The following is a 24,280-nucleotide window of genomic DNA, read 5'->3' as shown; positions in this document are numbered from 1 at the left end:
AATATGAATCATAATAAATTAAAAGGTAAAAACGTACTTATAACGGCAGGAGCTCAAGGAATTGGTGAATCTATCACGAAACATTTTATAGACAACGGAGCTAATGTTGCCATCCACTATTTTTCAAGTGCAGATACCGCAAAGCAATTGGTTGAATACGCAATTACCAAAGGACAAAAAGCAGTTGCTATTAGTGGAGATTTAACAAAAGAAGCTGATGCAAATGCAATGGTAGAGAAAACTATAGCAGAACTTGGTGGCATAGACATACTAATCAACAACGCAGGTTCACTTGTAGCTCGTAGAATGTTAAACGAAATGGAAGCAGAATTCTGGCATAAAGTAATGGATATCAATATGACTTCTATGATGTTTGTGACAAAAGCTGCTGCTCCTTATTTAGCAAAAAATGAAAACAGTAGTATTGTTAATTTAGCATCACTTGCAGGGCGTAAAGGAGGTCATCCAGGATCTCTAGTTTATGCTACTAGTAAAGGAGCTATTTTAACATTTACACGTGCATTATCTACAGAACTAGGACCTCAAGGAACAAGAGTTAATGCTGTTGCTCCAGGTCTAATACTTGGTACTTCTTTTCACAATACACATACAACAAAAGAATCAGCGAATGAAACAATAGCAGGTATTCCAATTCAACGAGCTGGTAATGCTGCTGATGTAGCACGTGCTGTATTATACTTAGCATCAGAATATGATGGTTTTATAACTGGTGCTACTTTAGACATCAATGGTGGCGTTTACAATATGTAATAAATTCCATTTGAATTTACATTGAGCTAAATAAAATTAACCCCTAGTAAGTTAAGAAACACTAGAAGATAAATAACTTCTAGTGTTTTATTTTAAATCAACTATTTTAAAGGACATTCTTATGTTAAAAACTAAAGTAATACACCCAACAATTATGGAAGCTCTTGGCCGTTCTGGTCATTTTGCACAAGTTGTTATTGCTGACGGAAATTTACCCGTTGGCGCAATGAATGGCCCTAACTCAACAACAGTCCACCTCAACTTTAGACCAGGACTTTTAGATGCTCTCACAGTATTAGAAGGCATACTAGAAGTTTGCCCCATTCAAGGTGCTATTGTTATGGAAAAGCCCGCTGAAGCAAACGCAGAAATACACGATGCTTATAAAAAATTACTGGGAGACGTAACATGGGATACTATGGAACGTTGGTCTTTTTACGATAAAATAAGAAACCCCAATACAACATTAATTATTCAAACAGGTGAACAGCGTCGATTCGCTAATTTAATATTAACTGTCGGTGTAGTAAAAATGGCTGAAGAAAGTGCCTTTTAAAAAATTAAATACAACTTTTTAATAATAAGTAATTTAAATATAAAAAACAAAATGAAGCTAAAAATCACAAAATCATTATTGCTGCATGTTTTATTTGCTAGTATTGTTTTATTACTATCCGGTTGTTCAAACTCAACTAAAAAGGCTACTAGTAAAGAATCAAAATCTACTATAACGTACCCAAGTCAAGTTATTCCATTTATGAACGAATGGAGTATCCTGTGTGGAGATGGAACTAGTTATAAAGAATTAGCCAACACAGAACATAAAGATTTCTTTTATACTACAAATGATGGTAAAACAGATTGGGTAGTATACAAAACGCCTAATTCTGGTATTACATCTAGAACTTCTAGTAACACAAGAACTGAGTTAGGACAAAAAAAACATTGGATACCTGAAGTTGGTGGTAAATTAACGGGTACACTAAAAGTAATGCAAGTTTCAACTTCTGGTGATGCAAGAGTTGCAGCTTCCTATTCTGTTGTTGTTGGACAAATCCATAGTGATGAAGGACATGAAAACGAACCTATAAAAATATTTTATAAAAAGTTTCCTGGACATAAAAAAGGATCCATTTTTTGGAATTATGAAATTAATACAGCAAGTGATGACAACTCTGGAAGATGGGATTATTCAACAGCAGTTTGGGGAAATGATATGTCAGTTGTTGGGTCTAGTCCAACTACATTCCCTAAAGAACCAGAAAACGGTATTGAATTAGGTGAGGAATTTAGTTATGAAATTAACGTATTTAAAGGAATAATGTACCTAACCTTCACAAGTAAAGGTCATGAGACTATTAAATTCACAAAAGACTTATTGAAATCTGAATTTGCAAAAAAATCAGATATTCCTCAACAAATATTAACATTATATGCTGCAATAGGTCGTGATGGTGTAGAAAGAGAAAATGGGTATGCTGGGGAAATGAATTATTTTAAACAAGGAGCATACAATCAAACTAATGGAAAAAAACCAGAAGATAATATCGTTTGGTATACTGGGGCTGAAACATATAATGGAGATATCAAAAAACAATATGCAAATGGATGTTATGCGGAAGTTTGGTTTAAAGAAGCTAAAGTAAGCTCTGGTTCATTGCCTGTTAAAGATTGATTTATAAAGTTAGATTGAACAAAAACCTCATGTAAATAAAAGCTCCATCAATATTTGGAGCTTTTTGTTTTTAAAAAATGTTACAGATTAAACCTGTTTCTTTATTAACGATCTATAACATCTTTTCTACTATTAATTCTAACAGAATTGATAAACTTTATAAATAGTTAAAGAAAATTTACAGGTATTTAAAACTTGTAAATGTAATTGTTGAAGATTCTACATTCGAGAATACGTTAGTTTAAGATTCCGTGATTCCTAACTTAGTATATTGTGTTCTAATTTGAAAGAAACAGTTATAAGTAAAATAGAGTTACTGATATAATAAATCAAATAAACCTGTTGTTAACTTGATGATAGATTTATTAAAAAACCTATGCTAATAAGTAACATAACAATCATCAATGCTTTACTTATTTTATTTCCATACTTAAACCAATATTCGGTTTTACTTAAGATAGATTGTCTTATTCTATAATTTGAATTGCCTTTTTCATTACAAAAAAAAGGCTTACAACTTTTTAAAGTTGTAAGCCCAATAATTAACTTAATTCAAGTTATTATAATAATTATTTAGTAACCTGCATTTTGAGTTATAACTCCCTCACTAGCAAATATCTCTGAAGTTGGAATTGGAAACACATAATAATTACTATTAATGGTTTTTCCCATTTCTGCATCAACAGAACCTGTTCTAACTAAATCAAACCATCTTTGACCTTCTAAAGCTAACTCTAATCTTCTTTCATTAGCAATAGCTGTTCTAACATCGGCTTGTGAACTTACAGTACCTGTTAAACTAGTTAAACCAGCTCTCGTTCTAATATCATCCAATAAAGGTAAAACTGTACTAGCTGCAGTACCATTTTCATTTAATGCTTCAGCATATAATAAAATAACATCTGCTAATCTAATTTCTATAAAATCTTGTTCAGCAGCTGCAGCCCCATATTTAACACCTAAACGATAAGCGCTTAAAGGAGGAACAGACATAGTTACGTTTTTTCTAACAACATCACCAGCAGCATCAAAAGCATCAGCTAGGTCAGAAGTAATTGGATCTTCATCAGATTTTGTATCACCTCCATTACTCCATAATGCAAATGTAGAACCACTATAGTCACTAATTGCTATAGAACCAGATATCTGAGTTGCGTATATAATTTCTGAATTCAAGTCAGAACCTGGACCAAAAACATCTGCAAAATTAGCTTTTAATGCAACACCTGCTCCTGCAGCTCCGCTTACAACTGTAGCTAATTGAGTTTCTGCATTTACATAATCGCCCATTTGCATATACACTTTACCTAACAATGCTTGTGCAGCAATTTTAGATGCTCTACCTGTAGGTATACCATCATTGTTTAATGCACCTTTTGCATCATTTAAATCAGAAATAATCTGAGTATATACATCAGCAGCTGGTTGTCTTTTTAAAATTGAAGTATCAATTAAACTTGGTGCAGCTGATAAATTAACAGCAACATCTCCAAATACTTTTACCAATTTAAAATAAGCCAAGGCTCTTAAAAATTTAGCTTCACCAATATGTCTTGCATTTGATGATTTTTCAATCACTGTATTTGCACTTAAAATAGACTTATATAAAGCTGCATACATCGGTTGGAAAAAATCACCTTCCATAGACGCTACATCACCATTAAATGCTGCAAATGAGTTATGTGGAGATTCGTCAAACTGAGCGTTATCTGCTCTAAAATCTCCCATTACACTCATTGGTGTAGCAGAACCAGTTTGATAATTATACGCTGAATTTAAAACCCCTTCAAAATCTGTTAAAGAATCTGGACTTGTAATATTTGATGGAGATTGATCTAAATCTGTTGAACATGCTGATACGACCAACATTAATCCTAATACTATTATATTTATTTTTTTCATTTTTTCTTTATTTAAAAGTTAAGATTTAAACCTAAAGTAAAGCTTCTAACAACTGGACTTGCACCAATTTGAAAACCAGATGTTGTAGGTCCGTTATAATCTCCTGTTGTTTCTATACCTTCTGGATTATAAGAAGTATAGTCATCTGCCATTATGTATAATAAATTAGTAGCAGCACCATATATTCTAACAGAGCTTAAGCCTATTTTCTCAACTATATCTTGTTTAAAAGTATAACCAATTGTTATATTTCTTAAAGCTAAATAAGAAGCGTCTTGAATATTTGCATCTATGTTGTCTTTTGCTCCTTTAACAAACATACCATTATGTACAGCACGACCATCAGCATCTTTAAAACCATCTACTAATCTAGCACCCCACTGAGAACCATAATAATAAGGATCTACATTGAAAACTTCTGCTCCAACTGCTCCTTGAAATTGTAATGACATATCAAACTCTTTGTAATTCATAGAACTATTCAATCCCCAGTAAAAATCTGGTGTATTTTGTCCTACTTTCACTAAATCTCCACCCTCTTCTACAGTTCTTGTTTTATCAATTTCACCATAACCTGCTTCACCAGGTGATTGTTGATCTACTACATAATATTCACCAGTAGTATTGTTAGGGTTTCTTGTTGCATCCTCTAGGTATTTCATTTCAACTTGTCCTGCAGTTTCTAATGCCCACATTTCACCAATTTGACCTCCTACATAATTTCTATATACAACATCTCTACCAGATTGACCTACAGCTTGTCTTGGTAATTCATCTAAACCATCTAAATCTGTAATTTCTGTATTAACAGTAGATAGGTTACCAGTTAAATTCCATGAAAAATCATCTTTTTGAATGATACCTGCAGAAAACTCAAATTCTACACCTGAACTTTTTATATTTCCGGCATTTATTGTTACAGCACTTGTACCAAGAACTTCAGAAACATTTCTACTTAGTAAGAAATTTTCGATATTTGACGTGTAGTAGTCTACACCTAAAGTAAATCTATTATTTACAAAACCTAAATCAGCACCAAAATTAGTTTCTGTATTTGTTTGCCAAGTTAAATCTGGGTTTGCTACATCAGTAGGAATATTTAATCCTGTACCGAAACCTGTTGGAGTAGGGTTTAATAAACTCAATGAATCGTATGATCCTAAAAAAGAAGTAGTACCTAATGAACCTGTACTAAATCTTAATTTTAATTTACTTAATACTTCACTATCTTGTAAAAAAGATTCTTTATGGACATTCCATCCTAAAGAAACTGCTGGAAAAACACCATATTGTTCGTTAGCTCCAAAACGAGAATCACCATCTCTTCTAATAGAAACAGACGCTAAGTATTTATCATCAAATGCATAGTTAACTCTTCCGAAAACACTTTTTCTTACCCTTGTCTCATCTCTTTCTGTTACAACAATATCAGCAGGTGCTAACAAATTAAAATTTGTAACAGCTGTATTTGGCACATTTGTACCATCTAACGAATTTCCTCTAAAAGTAGTAGATTGAAATTCAATCCCAGCTACTGCAGAAAAGTTATGTTTACCAATCTCTTTTGTATAATTTAAAGTAGTTTCACTTAATATAGAAGAAACTTTCACATCAGTTTGATCTAAATTAGTTGCACTACCACGTGCCTTAGCATCAGATTGAACTCCTCTCCAATAATAGTCTTGAGTATCTCTTAAATCTCCACCTAAAACAGTTTTAATATCCAATCCTTCTAAAATATTGTATGATAAATAAGAATTAATGTTTACAAAAAATGTTCTTTGTATTCTTTCAGAATTATCAAGCTTCGCAGCAGGACCTTGATCACCAGATCCTCCAATACCATTATTTGATCTTCCATAGTGCCAATCGTTCACATAATCTCCAGGTTCTAAAGTGTATATACTTGAATTATAACCTGCAGCAACTGCATCACCATTAACTCCATTATCAAATGCAGAAAGACCTAAAGCTTGCGCTTTTTTATCTAATGCTTGCACAAAAGCAATAGATGCTTCAGTATGATAAATAGGATGAACACTATATGCTCTAGAAAGGTCTCTTACATCCCATCCAACAATTTCTCTTTTAGAAGTAAACCCATTAAAACTTATACCTGTCTTAATTTTATCACCTAATTTAGCATCTATATTTAAACGCGCATTTAATCTTTCGAAACCTTGAGTTCTCACAATACCTGTTGCATCTTGGTAACCAACAGATCCAAAATATTTTACATCATCTGTACCACCACTCATACTAAAATCATGGCTAGTAGTATTACCAGTTTGATAAAGATAATCTTCTACACTTTGTTCATCTGGAGATTCTTCATAAGCAGTTAATCTGTACTCTAAAAAAGCGGGGTCTATTTGAGAAACATCCCAGTTTCCAGCAGCAATTTCTGATCTTGAGTGTGCAGCCCATTCTGAACCTGTCTTATTTATGTTATCACGATACTTGTTTGAGATACTAGTATACGTATTATAACTAAATTTAGGTTTTCCTGTTTTTCCTTTTTTAGTAGTAACTAAAATAACACCATTTGCACCTCTTGAACCATAAATTGCAGCAGAAGCAGCATCTTTCAAGATTTCTATACTTTGAATATCGTTTGGATTAACTGTAGCTAAATTTCCATTAATAGGAAAACCATCTACAACAATTAGTGGGCTTGAGTTACCTGAAATAGAAGAAGCAGCTCTAATTTGAATCTTTGGATCTGCACCTGGCTCTCCACTTGCATTTTGAATTAAAACACCTGCTAATTTACCAGCTAATGCTTCATCTACACGAGAAGTTTGTACAGCAGCAACATCTTTACCACCAATTTTTGATATCGCCCCTGTTAAATGACTCTTTTTACGAGTACCATAACCTACTACTACAATCTCATCTAATGCACTTGCATCTTCTGACATAGCAACATCTAATATAGACTTACCATTTACTGAAACATTTTCTGTTTTGTAACCTAAATAACTAAATACTAAGGCATCACTTTCTGTTTTAGTAGTAATTGTATAATTACCATCAAAATCTGTTGTTGTTCCAGAAGAAGTACCTTTTATTTGAATTGTTACTGAAGGTAAAGCATCACCTGTTACTGCATCCGTAACTTTCCCCGATACTTTTTGCTGAGAAAAAGCAAAAAGCGATGCTAGAAGAAAAAAGCACGTACTCATTTTTTTTAAAAAGTTGTTTTTTGACATGAATTTGAGTTTTAATTAATTATTTTACTGGTTTCCCGAACTGGTTTCCCAAACTGGTTTACCAAACTGGAAAACCAAATATACATATATATATATATTATATTACCATATAAATATATTATTTTAACTATTATAGATATTTATTATTAACAAAAAATTAACTATCACAAAAAACAATATTACTATTACTAGTATTAACCCCTATAAACAAAGGGCTTTTACGTAACTCCCCCTTTAATTATTAGATTTTATAAATATTAACACTACCAACGTTTACATAAAAAATGGCTTTAAAAGATTGAAATAAAAAACGAATGCTAAGAAAACCCTATTCCTATATTCTTTAAAAGAACTATTACCTTAAATAAGAATATTACCTCTTATATTTTACACTCTCCTTTATATGTATACCTATATAGATGGCAAAAAATATAATTCGTTATAATTTTATGTAATTACTACTATGCAAACAACCTTAAAATTTCATAACATTGATGAAATGATTTCTCTGATATTAAAAGTAAAATAATCTTTATCCTCTTTAACTCTATTTAATATATTATTATATGTAGCAATAATTAGCTCTCATAAATTTGGATGAATTAAGAATGGATCAAATTCATTTAAGAATGATTATGAAATTATGTATTAGTATATATAATTCCTATTTTGTTCTGTACTATTTGTAAAATGTAGTATAGCAGATTTATAATAATAATACTGGTACTTCCATTATTTTTATAATAATTAAAACCCTCTTATTAATAACATATTTTACTAAACTTACAATTAGGTTTCAAAAACCGTTTGATTTAATATAATTCATAATAGCTTTTCCGTTTTTATTGTATATTTGGGAAACCAAATTGGTTTACCAATTTTAATTATGAAAAGAAACATTTATTTAGCATCCATTTTTATCTTTATAATTCAAGGTATTTCGAGTCAAGTTGTGTTAAATGCTGATACATCGAAAGACACTTATGATTTAATTAATTCAGTATTTGCGAATCCTAATAGAAATGTTATTGAAGCTCCTGATTGTAATCATGATGAGTTTGGAAATCATATTACACAAGAATTTGATACAGAATTAAACAAAGATGTTTTCTTATTCCATATTCATGTAACTCCAGATAATGATCGTTGCAAGAAATTTGATAGACAACGTAATGAAATTAAAACATATTCTGATTCACCAGAAAACGTAAAAGCTACTATTGGTGAAACCATAGAGTATAAATGGAAATTTAAAATAAGTTCAGATTTTAAACCTTCATCTAGTTTTACACACATTCATCAAATAAAATCTGTTGGTGGTTCTTATGCTTCAATTCCGATGATTTCTTTTACATTAAGAAAATCGAATCCAGATAGATTAGAATTAAGATATACATCTACAAAAGATCAAAATACTTTAAAAAATGCAAACTTAGATTTATTTAGAGGTAATTGGGTGGAAGTAACTGAAGTTATTAAATTTGGTGATGTTGGTAGTTATTCTGTTGAAATTAAAAAAATATCGAATAATGAAGTGATTTTTAATTACTCAAATAGTCCAATAGATATGTGGCAAGATGGCGCTGAATTCTCTAGACCAAAATGGGGAATTTATAGAAGTCTAAATAAAAAAAAAGATCTAAAAGATGAAATTGTAAAATATGCAGATTTTAGCATTGAAGAAGTTACTGACATACTTTCTGTAGAAACTTTAAAAGAAAAAGCAGAGAACATTTTATTATTTCCAAACCCTTCATCTAATGAAGTAGAATTTAAAAATGCGAATTTAGAGAATTATGATACTATTGAAATGTATGATTATTCTGGAAGAAAAATTTATATTGATAAAAAAATAAACAAGAATAAATTAGACGTTTCTGGTTTTTCTAAAGGTTTGTATTTTATTGTTTTTAAGAAGAAAACAGTTATTACAAAGGTTTTAAAATGTTATGTAAAATAGATTTTTTTTAAGTTGTAAAAGTTTCTAAAATTCTCATAACAGTTACTCCTTTTTCTATATCACAAGGATTCGAAGCTTTACCTAAAAAATAGTTTACTGTACTTTCTATCATTGGTTGTTGCACATGAATCGGGTTCGTAAAATGAAAAACTTTGGCATCATAATTAGTAGTTAAAGTTATCTTATCACCATAAAAAGAAAATGTAATTGTACCATTTTCTCCATATATTTTACACTCATCTTTTACTTCATTATCAGAAGTATTAAAATTCCAGATTCCTCTAAATTGAATTCCGTTTTTAAATTCTATAATTCCATTTACAATATCATCAACATTGTTATTTAAAGTTGATGTAGAAAAACCTTTAGCGTTTTTAATTTCACCAAAATAATAATACATTAAATCGATTTGATGTGGCGCAATATCATGAAAATAACCACCTCCAGAAATTTCTGGTTTCAAACGCCAATTGTCATCTGTTTTAGTAATAATATTATTTTCTTTCGATTGTAAAATTTGAATATCTACAAACCTGATATCTCCTATTCTATTTTCTTTAATTAACGCTTTTACTTTTAAGAAAACAGGTAGTTTTCTTCTATAATGAGCAACAACGACTTTATCATTATTTGTAACAATTTCATTTAATTCTTCAGCTTCATAAAAATTTAAAGTTATCGGCTTTTCGAGATAAATAAACTTTTTTGATTTTAAACATTTTTTCACTATTTCTAAATGGGTCGAAGGAGGTGTTGCAATATAAACTGCATTAATTTCTGGGTTTTCTAATAATGCATCAACAGAATTATACCAAAAAGGAACCTGATGTCTTTCTGCAAAATCTTTTGCTTTTGCAGCATTTCTTCTCATCACTGCTATTAATTCTGAGTTTTCTACTTTTTGAAAAGCAGGTCCACTTTTTATTTCAGCAACATCACCACAACCAATTATTCCCCATTTAATTGTTTTCATATTAGATAGATTTATTTAAAATTGAAATAGTTTTTAGCATTATAATAACAAATATCACTTACTATTTTTCCTAAAAACGCTTCATCATTTGGTAATTCACCATTTGCTACATCTGTACCAATAATGTTACATAAAATTCTTCTAAAATATTCGTGCCTTGGAAAAGACAAAAAACTTCTAGAATCTGTTAACATACCTACAAAACAACTTAATAAACCCTGATTAGAAAGTGTGTTAATTTGTTTTTCCATTCCATCTTTTTGGTCTAAAAACCACCAAGCTGCACCAAACTGAACTTTACCTTTTATGGTACCATCATTAAAATTACCAACCATTGTTGCAAATACTTCGTTATCTGCAGGGTTTAAATTGTAAACAATTGTTTTTGAAAGTTGATTCGTATTATCTAAAGCATTAAAAAATCCTTTTAGATTTTTAATTTGAGAAGTATCACTCATCGAATCAAAGCCAGTATCTACACCTAACTCTTTCAATAATCTATTATTATTATTCCGAATTACACCCAAATGAAACTGTTGTGTCCAACCTTTTTGATGATACATTCTCCCTAGAAATACCAGTGTCTTTGCCTTAAAAAACAACACTTCATCTTCTGTTAAATTTATTCCAGAAGTTGCTTTATTGAATAGCAAGGAAAGATCATATTTTGCACCATCATAAAAAGGCATTTGCTCAAAACCATGATCAGATAATCTACAACCATTTTCATGAAAGAAATCGACTCTTTCTTCTAAAATTTTTATATATTTTTGGTAAGAATTAATCGTTACTTTACAGAGGCTACCTAAAATTGAAATGTAATTTTTAAATGTTTTAACATTAGAAACATCAATAGATTTATCTGGTCTAAAAGTTGGAAAAGTTTTTACTTTAGAAGGATCTTTTTGAATTGCATTATGATATTCTAATGTATCTATAGGATCATCTGTTGTACATAAAGATTCTACATTCATCAATTTTAATAAACCGTTTGCAGAATGTGTTTTTTTTTGCAATATTTTGGATGTTATATCATATATTTCTTCAGCATTTTTTACTGATAAAATTTCATCAATTCCAAAATAAGCTTTCAATTCTAAATGCGTCCAATGAAAAAGCGGATTTCTAATTGTAAAAGGAACAACTTCTGCCCATTTTAAAAACTTTTCTTTGTCTGAAGCATCACCTGTAATATATTTTTCATTAATACCAAAAGCACGCATTGCACGCCATTTATAATGATCTCCATACAACCAAGCTTGTGTAATATTATCAAATTGTTTGTCTGCTGCAATTTCATTTGAAGGTAAATGATTGTGATAATCTATAATTGGTAATTTTTTAGCAAATTTGTGATATAAGTTTTTTGCAAAATCTGTTTGGAGTAAAAAATCTTCAGTTAAAAAAGTCTTCATAATATTATTTTATTGCAGTTCAATTTTAAAAATAAAGATAAAATACCTCTAATTCTTTAAAGTTAAGAATTACTGTAAAAATAGTGTTAAATTCACGTTTTTAAAAACTTAAGATCAAATATTTAACCCTATTTACAAGGATTAAATTGTGTTTCAGTAAGAAAATTTTCTCAATCCAAAATTAGTAACTATATTTGGTAAACCAAATTGGTAAACCAATTTAAGTTTATTAAAAATAACACCTTAATTATAAAACGTTTTATGAAAAATTTATTATTAATCTTCAGTTTATTTTTATCACTAATTTCTTGTAATGAAAAAGTTACAAATGAAATTTCAGTAAGCGATACATCAGAATTAATAGAAGCTACAAAAAATGCGAAAGCAGGTGATATTATTGTCATTAAAAACGGAACCTATGAAAATGTAGAAATTATTTTTCAAGGAAAAGGAACTGAAAAAGAACCAATAATTTTAAAAGCAGAAACTGCTGGTAAAGTTTTTATTGAAGGCGTTTCTAGCTTAGAAATAAGTGGTAATTATTTACAAGTAAGTGGGTTATTTTTTAGAAAAGGACATTCTCCTAAAAAAAATGTAATTGCATTTAGAACTGATGCAGATAAAGTTGCAAACTATAGTAGCGTTACCAATTGTGTTATTTTAGACTTCAACAACTTACAAAGAGATAATGACAATCTTTGGGTTCAATTATATGGTACACATAATAAATTAGCTAATTGTTATATTGCTGGTAAAACAAATGGTGGACCAACTGTTAGAGTAGATTTAAAAGGAAACCAAAGCATTAGAAATTACCACGAAATTGTAAACAATCATTTTGGACCAAGACCGAGAAAAGGTGGAGCAAGAGGAGAAACTATTCAATTAGGAAGTAGTTTTACTTCTATGTCGCCAAGTAATACAACGATTGCAAACAACTTATTTGAAGAGTGTAATGGTGAAGTTGAAATTATATCTAGTAAAACAAATTTCAATTTAATTAAAAACAATGTTTTTTATAAAAGTGAAGGTTCTGTGGTAACTCGTCATGGAAATTATGCCACAATTGATGGTAATTATTTTATTGGTGATGGTGTAAATAAACAATTTGGAGGAATTAGAATTGTAAATACAGGGCACTGGATTATCAACAATTATTTCTACAAAATTATTGGTGAAAATTTTAGAAGTCCATTAGCTGTTATGAATGGAATTCCTAAATCTCCATTAAATAGATATAACCAAGTTACTGATATTGTAGTTGCATATAATACGTATGTTGATTGTAAATCTCCTTGGCAATTTGGGGTAGGAACAAACATTGCACAAGCAGCTGTTTTACCTAAATCTGAAATTCGTTCTGCAAGAGCTTTAAGATCTGTTGTAGCAAACAATATAATTTACAATAAAGAAGGAGATAAAAACCCAATTATTGAACATGATAAAGCTGATGGTGTAAAGTTTAAAAACAACATTATCAACAACCAAGGAGTTGAATTTGGTGATATTAAAAGAATGAAAGCTACTGAATTTGAATTAACAAAAGTAGGTGAGAATATCTTTATTCCTAACCTAACTAGTGATTTAGATATTTATGATGGTTTTGGTTTTAATACGATAACAGAAGATCTTTTTGGAAATTCTAGAGCAAAATCAAATTCTATTGGAGCAACTGTTAAAGGAGATTTAAAAGATCCATCAATTTTAGATAAAACTAAATATGGTGCAGATTGGTATTCTGACGTAGCAGAAGTTAAAGATGTAAAAACTATAGAAGTTTCATCAACAAAGGGAGAATTAGAAACCAAAATTGCTGCAGCTAAATCTGGAGATATTATTGCTTTAAATCCTGGTAAATACACTGTTTCTAAATCTATCGTAATTAATAAAACAATTACAATTCAATCTAAAGGAACTGAAAAAGCTGAAATTATTTTTGCTGGATCAGACAACACTCCTGTTTTTGAATTAAATCCTTATGGAATTTTAAACCTAAACAACATCGTTCTTACAGGAAACGGAAAGCAACAAGCTTTTGCCAACTTAAAAGAAAACATGTCTAACCATTTTGGATTAACAGTTTCTGGTTCTGAAATAAACAATTTCAATTATGTATTAAAAGCATACAAACAAACATTTGCAGAAAGTGTAACATTCACAAACACGGCAATTTCAAACTGTAAAAATGGTATCGAATTGTCTGAAGAAACAAATGATAGAGGTGATTATAATACTGAATATTTAACTATTGAAAACTGTCAATTTACTAACGTTAAACAAAACGTGATTGATTATTACAGAGGTGGTTATGATGAGTCTACAATTGGTGGAAATCTATTAGTTGAAAATAGCACTTTTACAAACTGTGGAAGTAAAGAAAAAAACAAAATGTTATTAAATCACAGAGGTATTGTTAATGTAAACATTACTAAAAATGTATTTAAAAACAATAAAGTTGATTTTGTTTCTATTTTATGGGGAGCAAAAAACAACGTTGAATCTGAAAATACTTTAATCAATTCTGGAAAAATCAAAACTCAAGAAAACTTAGTAATGAAATTAATGTATTAATTTTTCAAGGAAATAAAAAGTCAAATTTAAGCACTGATTTCAAAGGTTATAACATGTATTACGCCACATGTAAATCTTTAAATCAGTGTTTTTTTTTATATAAAAAAGATGAAAACAATTTACACTACCCTCCTACTTTTAGTCTCAATTTCTATATTCGGACAAAAAACACCGAGTAAAAAAGTTATCGAGGTTTCTAATTTAGTCAACTATTTAAATGATGATGTAAAAAGTCAACTATCAGAAAACGGAAAAATATCAACTGAAAAATTAGCTAGTTATTTTAGAGATAAATTCTCTGAACGCTATTTCTACGATTATAAAACAGTAGATAATCGCTTTAAAGAATACGCAAATTTATATCCAAAAGCAGTAGAAAGTCATACAACAAGAGCTTTAGATCATTTGGCAAAATTCTCATCAACCCCACAATGGAAACTTCCTTTTAATTATCAAAACGGAAAACCCTTAAATGCATACGCATTAAGACATTTGGCACGTCAACATAAAATGGTAGACATTGCATTCTATTATTTTTATCAGCAAAAAGACAGCAAATACATTAATTATTTTACAGAACAAATGCAATCTTTAAACACTGCATTGCATCAAAATAAATTCGAAGTTCTTGAAGATGGAAACGGAGTTTACGAATCTTTTAGATCGGGTTATAGAATATTAAATTGGTTACAAATTCATAATCTTTTTTTAGGTGAAAAAGCATATTCAGATAAAGATCAACTAAAAACGATTGCTACATTATTACAACATGCTTCTTATTTGTTCGAAATCAATCAGAACTTTAAATCTGGTAATCACCAAACAAGAGGTTTATCCGCTTTAGCGATGGTTTCTATTTTATTAAGAGATTTTGTAGATACAGATGTTTGGTACAACCATTCTATGAAATTATTGGCAGAACATTTAAGTAAAGAAATTAATGAAGATGGTTTTCAGTTCGAAAGAACAGTGCATTATCATAAAAGCGATATTGGTAATTATTTTTACGTGTATCAATTAGTAAAAAACAGCAATTTAAAGGTTGATGATTTCTGGAAAAATAAATTAGAATCTTTATTTACAACCTTAACTAAAATATCTTTTCCAGATAAATCTGCTCCTGTTTTTTCTGATGATACTGATACTCCTTGGGCAGAAAAAAATGATATTTCAGATGCCTTAACTTTAGGATATTTATTATTTGAGAATCCTACTTTTGGCTATTTCGCAAACAATAAGGTAAGCGGAAAAATGTATTGGTACACCAGTAAAAATCAACTAGAAAACTTGCAAAGCATTCAACAAGAAAAGCCTGATTTTAAATCATATTCTTTTCCTGAAACAGGATATTACATAATGCGTGAAGGATGGAATAGTAAAGATAAAATGCTAGTTATTTCTGCTGGATTAGATGCTGAAAAACCAGATCATCAACACGGAGATATTTTAGGAATACAAGCAATGGCTAATGAAAATGTAATTCTACCAAATTACCAAGTTCGATATTCTTTAAAAGATTTAGAATTATTTAAAAACTCGATGACCAAGAATGTTGCTTTGGTTGATGATGAATTGCAAGGAAAAAAATACGCTTCTAATAAAGGAGGAAGTGGTTTTGGGAAATTTAAAGAATTACCGAAACCTAAAGTTATTATTTTTCAAAAAAATGAAGATTTAGAAGTTTTTATAGGATCGCATGATGGTTTTAAAAACTTGGGAGTTGAATATTCGAGACAAGTTATTAATGTAGAAAATGATTTTTGGATTGTAAAAGATAATTTTTCTTCGGATAAAAAACACAATTACAAACAAGTTTGGCAAGGTCATTATAGTTTAGAAAATTCGCCTAATTTACTAAGATCTAGTTTTTCTAATGGTTCTGGTTTAGATATTTATCAACTTAATAAAATTGACAAAATAAAAACTGATGGAGCAAGAGGAAAACAATGGATTGTAACTTCTAAAACAGATACAAAAGATTTCAATTTTATTACTATTTTATTCCCTTTTTCTAAATATGATAATAGAATTGATGAGGAAAAAGAGAACCCTGATTTTAAAGGTTGGTCTAAAAATTCATCAATAATATCAGACGCTACACAAACACTTTCTAAAAACGATAAGCACTTGTTTTTCGGAGTAAAAGATATTAGAATTCAAGAAAAAACGATTCAATTTTCAGAAAAAGTGGATATTTTTATTAAGGTTACAAAAAATGATTTTTCTATTCAATCTTTATTTCACAAACCTTTTGTCCTCAAAAAAACGGAAGATTATAAAGAAGTAACAATAAATCCTTTAGAAATTTTTAAAAATCTGTAACATTTATAATATACTAACAACCAAACCCTTAAAATAATTCAAATATAGTTTTGATTATTCAAATTAATTCGTATTTTTGGTAAACCAATTTGGTCAACCACATTGGTGAGCCAATTTATTATTAACCTTTTAAAATTTACTAATATGAAAAAAACATTACTTTTTATTGCCCTTGTTGGAAGCTGTTCATTATTTGCTCAAACACAACCAACAGTTCACAACGCTACATTTGATAAAATTGCTAAAAACAAAGATAGTGATTGTACCTGTGCAGGATGGATTAATAAGGATATCGCTGATCAAGGCGAATCTTCAACTAAAAACAGTAGTGATGTTGTAAAGTTAGACGCAATGGAATCTGATGGAGTATATCAAGAAGTAGCTGTTGAAGCAAACAGTACTTATACTTTAGATTTAGAATATACTTACGCAGAAGACCCTACTACAACTACTCATTTTGAAATTGTTATTTTAAAAGGTAGCGCATATGTTGCTGATTATACTCCTTTATATGCTGGTCCAGCTACTGCTGAACAAAGTGGTTTTGGATATACTACAGTTGCTTCTGTTGAAGACGCAAATAATCAAATTTCTTATACTACATATGCTCCAGCTGATGGTACACTAGATATATCTCAAATTTCTTTCGATACTGGATCTGAAACTAGTATCGCTATATTTATTAGAGCAGTTGGTCCTTTTGATGACGCAACTCATAACGAAGGTACACAAGTAGCTACTTCAAAAAATAAAGGTTGGATGAATGGTGATTCAGCAGTTAGAATTGATAACTTAAATTTAGTTAATTTAGGAGCTACAGCATCTGTTAACGATCTTTTTTCTTCAAAAATTAGTATTTACCCTAACCCTGCAAATGAGTTTGTACAAATTTCTACAAACGAAACAATTACAGGAGTTGAAGTTTACAATTTAATTGGTAAGAAAGTTATTTCTTCATCAAAATTAACAAATAACAAAATAGATATTTCTAATTTGTCTAAAGGTGTTTATGTTCTAAAAGTTATGAGTAATGACTTAGTAGGATCTAGAAAGATAATTATTGAGTAAAATTTGAATTATTTACTTTAAAAGAAGAGTCCATTTTTTATTAAATGGACTTTTTTTTGTCTTAAAAATAAAATAAAAAGTTCTTAATATGCTCTTTCTAATAAAAACATATTTATTTTTTAAATGTTAAAAAAACTAATATGCATCTTATTATTTTGTTAAAATATCAAATAACCCTATATTTGGTCTACCAATCTGGTTAACCAATTTTAAATTCAATTTATAATCAAAGGATTAAGTATGAAATTAAAAAACAGCATATCAAAAAGCATCATATTACTATTATTAATAGTGATTTCAGTTTCCTGCAACAAGACAAAAGAGAAAACTTCTAATAATGCTAAAATTGAAGGCTCTCACCCTAACTTAATTCTTACTTCTCAAGGTGTTAAAGACATTAGAGCACAATTAGGCAATATTCCAATTTTTGACAATACATTAAAAGCAGTTCAAAAAGAAATAGATGCAGAAATTGCTTTAGGAATCGAAACTCCAATACCTTTAGATTATTCTGGTGGTTACACACATGTTCGTCATAAACGCAACATGATCGTATTACAAAAAGCAGGTGTTTTATACCAAATTTTAAATGATGAAAAATATGCGAAATATGTAAAAGACATGTTAATGCAATATGAGGAAATGTATAAAACATTGCCATTACACCCAAAAACAAGATCTTATGCAAGAGGAAAATTATTTTGGCAATGTTTAAATGACGCAAATTGGCTGGTTTATGTGAGTCAAGCTTATGATTGCATCTATAATTATTTATCAGAAGAAGAACGTAACAAACTAGAAACAAACTTATTTAAACCATTTGCAGATCATATTTCTGTTGATAGTCCACAATTTTACCAAAGAGTTCACAACCATAGTACATGGGGAAATGCTGCTGTTGGTATGATTGGTTTGGTTATGAATGATCAAGAATTGATTGATCGTGCTTTATATGGTATTAAAGATTTAAAATTAGATACTAAGAAAAAAGATGATGATGGTGGTTTTTTAAATAAAAACGGTAAAGCAGGATTTTTAGCAAATATAGAAGAACCTTTTTCTCCTGACGGATATTATAATGAAGGACCATATTACCAACGTTATGCAATGTATCCTTTTTTAGTTTTTGCTGAAGGTTTAGATAACGTAAAACCAGAATTAAAGATTTTTGAATACAAAGAAGGTGTACTTTTAAAATCGATAAATGCTCTTTTAAATTTATCTGATGCAGATGGCGACTTTTTCCCTCTTAACGATGGACAAAAAGGAATGTCTTATTATAACGATGCATTGGTTACTGCAGTAGATATTTCTTATCATTTTGGAAAACAAGATGCAGGTTTATTATCAATTGCTACTGAACAAAATAAAGTATTATTAGACGATTCTGGTTTAGCAGTTGCACTTGGTATAAAAGAAGGAAAAGCAAAGCCATTTGAAAAAAAATCAATTAATTTATCTGATGGTCCAGAAGGTAAACAAGGTGGTGTTGGTATTTTAAGAAATGAAGGTATTGAGCTTGTGTTTAAATATGCATCTCAAGGTTCTAGTCACGGTCATTATGATAAATTATCATATTCATTATACGAAAAAGGAACTGAGGTACTTCAAGATTATGGTTTAGCTCGTTTTGTAAATATTGAACAAAAAGGTGGTGGAAACTATCTAAAAGAAAATAAGACTTGGGCAAAACAAACAATTGCACACAATACAGTAACTCAAAATGAAACTTCTCATTATAATGGTAAATACGAAATAGGAAGTCAAAACCACCCAGACTTACATTATTTTTCTTCTGATAACAAAAACGTACAAGCTTCTAGTGCAAAAGTAACCAAGACATATCCTGGAACTGATATGCAAAGAACTTTAGCAATTATTAAAGATGAAAATTTCGAAAAACCTTTTGTATTAGACATTATGAAAGTAGTTTCTATCTCTAATCAAGCAAATCAATATGATTTTCCTTATTACTTTTTAGGTCAGGTTTTGAATACTAATTTTGAGTATACAATACCAAAAACATTAAAACCTTTAGGAAGCAAAAACGGATATCAACATTTATATGTAGAAGGTAATGGAAAATCGAAAGAAAGCAACGCTAAATTCTCTTGGTTAAATAAAGGAAAGTTTTATACTTTATCAACTATTTCTGATACTAATGACGAAATACTTTTTACTAGAATTGGAGCAAATGACCCAGAATTTAATTTACGTAGAGAAGCTGCAATAATGCTAAGAAGAAAAAATACTAAAAACACACTTTTTGTTTCAGCAATAGAAGCACATGGAAGCTATAGTCCTGTTTCTGAATCTGCTGTTAATTCTAAAAGTAGTATTAAAGAATTAAAAGTTGTTTTAGATTCAGTAGACTATACAGCTATTTCAATAACAACTTTAAGTGGAAAAACTAAACTTTTTATTACTGCAAATACAAACGCTTTAAAAGAGATAAAACATACATTAAAAATTAACAGCAAGAATTATAATTGGGTAGGTTCTTATTATTACAAATAAATTAGTCATCTAAAAAATATAAAAATGAATAGAGTAAGTGAAAAGTACGTTATCACAAAAGATATTAAATGGGAAGAACTTGGAGGAGGAGTATCAAGAAAGTTCTTAGGTTACGATAATCAAATCATGATGGTAAGCGTGAAATTTGAAGAAGGAGCATTAGGTGCTCCACATCAACATTTTCACACACAAGCTACCTATTGTGTTTCCGGTAAGTTTGAATTTGACATTGATGGAGTTAAGCAAATTGTAGAAGCAGGAGATGGAGTTTATATAGAACCTAATTTAATGCATAGTGCAGTTTGTTTAGAAGAAGGACAACTAATTGATACATTTAGCCCTGTAAGAGAAGATTTCTTAACTGGTGATGGACCCTCTTATTTTGGAGATAAAAAGTAATAAAATTAAAAGATAACTTTAACCCAATAAGGGGAGATTTTATGAATTAATTAACATATCTTTTTTTTATACCAAAAAAATATATACTTTTGGTAAACCAATTTGGTAAACCAATTAAATTAACCAATAGAGTTCTATTTCTAGAATTCTATTGGCTAATATATTTTTTTAAACTTGAATAAAGTGATATTTAATCTTAAAGATAAAATTCAAAATACTTAAGATTAAGTATTTAAACAGAAAACAATTCAAAACAATTAATGATGAACTTAAAAATTAAGTTAGTGTTTATTGGAATGCTTCTTTTTAGTGCAATTAATTATGCACAAGAAAGTGTTACAGTAAATGGAAATGTTATGTCTAAAACTGATAATGAGCCAATATTAGGTGCAAATGTTATCATTGAAGGGACAACAAAAGGAACAAGTACAGATTTTGATGGTAATTACAAAATTAAAGTTAAACAAGGAGACGTATTACAATTCTCTTACTTAGGTTTTAAACCTAAAAGTGTAACTGTTACAAATCAAAAAACAATTAACGTAGCTTTAGAAGAAGATTCTAATGTATTAGACGAAATTGTAGTAGTAGGTTATGGAAATCAAAAACAAAAAAACGTAACGAGTGCTTTAACCAAAGTTTCTGGTTCTGATCTTCAGAATCAAGCAGTATCTCGTGTAGAGGATGCTCTTAAAGGAAGAGTAGCTGGTTTAAGAATTCAGGTAGTATCATCAGAAGCTGGTGGTGATCCAAAAATTACATTAAGAGGACCTGGCTCTGTTACTGGTTCATCTTCACCTTTAATTGTGGTAGATGGAGTTGTTTTAGGTACAGATGCTGATATTTTATCATCTATTGATAACAATAACATTGAATCTTTAAGTGTTTTAAAGGATGCTTCTTCAGTTGCTATTTATGGTTCTCGTGGTGCAAATGGTGTTATTTTAGTTACACTTAAGAAAGGTTTTGCTGGAAAAACACAATTTTCTTACAACACATTTACAGGATATAGATATGCTGATAACAACGACAACTTTAATACAACTATCGCTCAAGAAAGAGCAAGGTTAAATGGTTTACAAAGTACTGTTGATGGTATATCTCCTTCTAGTTCAAACTATAGTAGAATTACTGGTGATTACAACACAGCATACGCTGAACTTGAAGCAATGGATTTTATTGCTTCTTTAGGTGGTGGTGAAAGAAATTTACAAGATGAAGTTTTTGACGGAGGTTTTATAAAAAGTCACTCTTTTGCAGTAAGAGGTGGATCTGAATTAACAAGTTATTCTGCTTCTTTAGGTTATCTTGAAGATGAAGGTATTGCTCTTACAGATAACTTTAAAAAATACAATGCTAGAATAAAAATTGACAGTAAATCTAAAAACGAAAAAATTAAATACGGAGCAAGTATACGTGTTAATTATAATGACCAAGATAAATTGCCAGCAAGATTTACTGATCCATTAAGACAAATGGGGCATGTACCATTATATTTAAACGAAGAGCATTTAAAATATGTAACTCAATTTTCTACTGCAGTAGGTACTTCTACAGATGCAGGAAAATTATTTGAAAACCTTGGTATTGGTAGTTATGGATTTTCAAGAGCTTTTGACCATACATTTACTCCAGACCCAAATAACCCAAGAGATATTCTTAGAGATGCAAATGGTCTTCCAATTGCTAGTGGTTTAACATCTGGTGGTTTAACATTATCAACTACTAAAAATGTACATCCTTTAGTACACTTCTTAGAAAGATCTAGAACAAAAAAGAAATTGAGCCTAAACGCATCATCTTATATCGATTTTAAATTAGCAAAAGGTCTTAACTTTAGACAAACAGTTTCTGGTGTTTTTAGACACAATAAAAGTAATGAAGCTGATTATTTATATGGACAAGAAAATAGAGATCAAGAATCTTATAGATTAGAAAGAAGAGATGAATTAAATCAATATGCATTTGAATCAATTGTTAAATATAAGAAAGAAATTGGAAAACATAACTTTAACACAGTTCTTGGTTTTGAATTTACACAGAGAGATTTTTACAGACAAGAAACAGAAGCTGTAGGTTATAGTAATGATTTCAATAATAACATTGCATTAGCAGACGGAGGTACAACTTATACTGATAATGGAACTGATAAATTAGTTTCTTATTTTGGTAGATTAGATTATAACTATGATGAAAAATACTTATTACAAGTATCAGCTCGTAGCGATGGTAGTACAAGATTTGGTACTGAATCTAGATTTGGATTCTTCCCTGCAGTTTCTGTTGGTTGGGTAATGTCAAATGAAAAATTCTTATCAGAAAGTAATTTCGTTACATTCTTAAAATTAAGAGCGAGTTATGGTATTTCTGGTTCTAATCAAATTTCTAATAATGTATTTGAATCATTATATCGTTTTGAAGAATCTTTTAGCTCTATTAGCTACAATGGTACTACAGGAGTTAAAGGAATTACTTTAGCGAATCAATCTTTAGGTTGGGAAAAATTAAAAGAATTTAACCCTGGTGTGGATGTTACATTTGGTGGTGGTTTATTAAGTTTAACTGCAGATTACTATACAAGAACGAGTGAAGATTTATTGCTGTTTGCTCCTACTTCTGCTACTTATGGTACAGATAACTGGTTACAGAATCTTGGTGAAGTAAAAAATGAAGGTGTAGAACTTGAGTTAACTTCTAGACTTATGAATAAAGAAAACTTTCAATGGAGTGCATCTGGACAATTTTCTTTAAATAGAAATACAGTTCAAAGTTTAGGTAATAATGAACAAATTATTTCTAGAATTGATCAAGATACAAGGCCAACAGAATTTATAGCTAGAGTAGGTCAGCCTATTACATCTTTTTATGGATGGGTATATGATAAAGAAATTCCTTTAGAATGGGTTGATAATCCTTTTAATAGATTTAATAATGATTATGCAGATGTATATGTAAAAGATTTAAATAATGATGGAGTTATTGATGATGATGATAGAACTGAATTAGGTAGTCCTTATCCTGACTTTGAATGGGGATTCAATTCTGACTTTACATTATATGATTTTGATTTCTCTTTTCAATTACAAGGATCTCATGGTGCAGAAGTAAGAGTTGCAGATTTAGATCAATTGTATTATGCAAGTGAATCGGCTGTAAATGAAATGTCTAATTTCCCAGATAAAGATTTAACTGTTCATAGAAGATTTACAGATGATCATATTCAAGATGCTTCTTTTGTAGCTTTAAGAAACTTAACTGTAGGGTATACTTTACCAGAATCTATAACATCAAAATATAGTTTTGATAAATTAAGAATCTATTTAACTGGTGAAAACTTATTATTCTTTACAGCTGATGGTTATGAAGGATTTAATCCAGAAGCAGCTGGTCAAACATCTAGTAATGCTAACACGCCTTTAACAGCAGGTTACCAAAGAGGAGATGGTCCAGTCGTTAAAACAATTTCAGCAGGAATTAACTTTCAATTTTAATTAA

Annotated in this window: 14 protein-coding genes; 10 read left to right on the top strand and 4 right to left on the bottom strand. The window is 29.7% G+C overall.

What is annotated here, in order from left to right:
• The first annotated feature begins 3 nt into the window (after positions 1–3).
• The 3 genes from BTO07_RS14710 (at position 4) to BTO07_RS14700 (ending at position 2,446) form a co-directional block, all read left to right on the top strand.
• On the top strand, positions 4–771 hold the full coding sequence (locus tag BTO07_RS14710; protein ID WP_087521949.1) for an SDR family NAD(P)-dependent oxidoreductase: 768 nt from the start codon (positions 4–6) through the stop codon (positions 769–771).
• A 121-nt stretch (positions 772–892) separates the two neighbouring features.
• On the top strand, positions 893–1,327 hold the full coding sequence (locus BTO07_RS14705) for an RbsD/FucU domain-containing protein (protein ID WP_087521948.1): 435 nt from the start codon (positions 893–895) through the stop codon (positions 1,325–1,327).
• A 51-nt stretch (positions 1,328–1,378) separates the two neighbouring features.
• Positions 1,379–2,446: a polysaccharide lyase family 7 protein gene (locus tag BTO07_RS14700; RefSeq protein ID WP_087521947.1), complete on the top strand. Its 1,068-nt coding sequence runs from the start codon at positions 1,379–1,381 to the stop codon at positions 2,444–2,446.
• Between the two features lie 573 nt (positions 2,447–3,019).
• Here the strand turns inward: BTO07_RS14700 and BTO07_RS14695 are convergent.
• Together BTO07_RS14695 and BTO07_RS14690 are read right to left on the bottom strand one after the other, a co-directional pair.
• Positions 3,020–4,348 (bottom strand): RagB/SusD family nutrient uptake outer membrane protein, encoded by a 1,329-nt coding sequence (locus BTO07_RS14695; RefSeq protein WP_087521946.1) that lies wholly within the window; start codon positions 4,346–4,348, stop codon positions 3,020–3,022.
• A gap of 11 nt (positions 4,349–4,359) precedes the next feature.
• Positions 4,360–7,560, bottom strand: a complete 3,201-nt coding sequence (locus BTO07_RS14690; RefSeq protein WP_087521945.1) for a SusC/RagA family TonB-linked outer membrane protein — start codon at positions 7,558–7,560, stop codon at positions 4,360–4,362.
• Positions 7,561–8,446: 886 nt separating this feature from the next.
• Between BTO07_RS14690 and BTO07_RS14685 the strand changes: the two genes are divergently transcribed.
• Entirely contained in the window at positions 8,447–9,520 is a 1,074-nt protein-coding gene (locus BTO07_RS14685; RefSeq protein ID WP_087522668.1) for a T9SS type A sorting domain-containing protein, read from the top strand.
• Between the two features lie 7 nt (positions 9,521–9,527).
• Here the strand turns inward: BTO07_RS14685 and BTO07_RS14680 are convergent, their stop codons facing one another.
• Entirely contained in the window at positions 9,528–10,493 is a 966-nt protein-coding gene (locus tag BTO07_RS14680) for a Gfo/Idh/MocA family protein (RefSeq protein WP_087521944.1), read from the bottom strand.
• Between the two features lie 11 nt (positions 10,494–10,504).
• Positions 10,505–11,908 carry a glucuronate isomerase gene (gene uxaC, locus BTO07_RS14675; protein WP_087521943.1) on the bottom strand — a complete coding sequence of 468 codons (1,404 nt, stop codon included), beginning with the start codon at positions 11,906–11,908 and terminating at the stop codon, positions 10,505–10,507.
• Positions 11,909–12,169: 261 nt separating this feature from the next.
• On the opposite strand from uxaC, the gene BTO07_RS14670 reads away from it, so the two are divergent.
• From BTO07_RS14670 to BTO07_RS14645, 6 genes are all read left to right on the top strand, one after another.
• The gene (locus BTO07_RS14670) at positions 12,170–14,479 is read left to right on the top strand and encodes a chondroitinase-B domain-containing protein (RefSeq protein WP_087521942.1); all 2,310 of its coding nucleotides are present in this window, start codon (positions 12,170–12,172) and stop codon (positions 14,477–14,479) included.
• Between the two features lie 108 nt (positions 14,480–14,587).
• Positions 14,588–16,801: a heparinase II/III family protein gene (locus tag BTO07_RS14665; RefSeq protein ID WP_087521941.1), complete on the top strand. Its 2,214-nt coding sequence runs from the start codon at positions 14,588–14,590 to the stop codon at positions 16,799–16,801.
• A 144-nt stretch (positions 16,802–16,945) separates the two neighbouring features.
• Positions 16,946–17,869: a T9SS type A sorting domain-containing protein gene (locus tag BTO07_RS14660; protein ID WP_087521940.1), complete on the top strand. Its 924-nt coding sequence runs from the start codon at positions 16,946–16,948 to the stop codon at positions 17,867–17,869.
• Positions 17,870–18,109: 240 nt separating this feature from the next.
• Positions 18,110–20,386, top strand: coding sequence for a heparinase II/III domain-containing protein (locus BTO07_RS14655; protein ID WP_087521939.1), 2,277 nt, complete (start codon positions 18,110–18,112; stop codon positions 20,384–20,386).
• 24 nt (positions 20,387–20,410) lie between these two features.
• A complete protein-coding gene (locus BTO07_RS14650) occupies positions 20,411–20,785 on the top strand; it encodes a cupin domain-containing protein (RefSeq protein ID WP_087521938.1) in 375 nt (124 codons plus the stop codon).
• Between the two features lie 260 nt (positions 20,786–21,045).
• A complete protein-coding gene (locus BTO07_RS14645; RefSeq protein WP_232457045.1) occupies positions 21,046–24,276 on the top strand; it encodes a SusC/RagA family TonB-linked outer membrane protein in 3,231 nt (1,076 codons plus the stop codon).
• The last annotated feature ends 4 nt before the right edge of the window (positions 24,277–24,280 follow it).

Origin of the sequence: Polaribacter sp. SA4-12, assembly GCF_002163675.1 — a bacterium.
Classification (GTDB): Bacteria; Bacteroidota; Bacteroidia; order Flavobacteriales; family Flavobacteriaceae; genus Polaribacter.
Note: the sequence above shows the minus strand (reverse complement) of the source record. Positions and strands in the feature narration are given on the sequence as shown.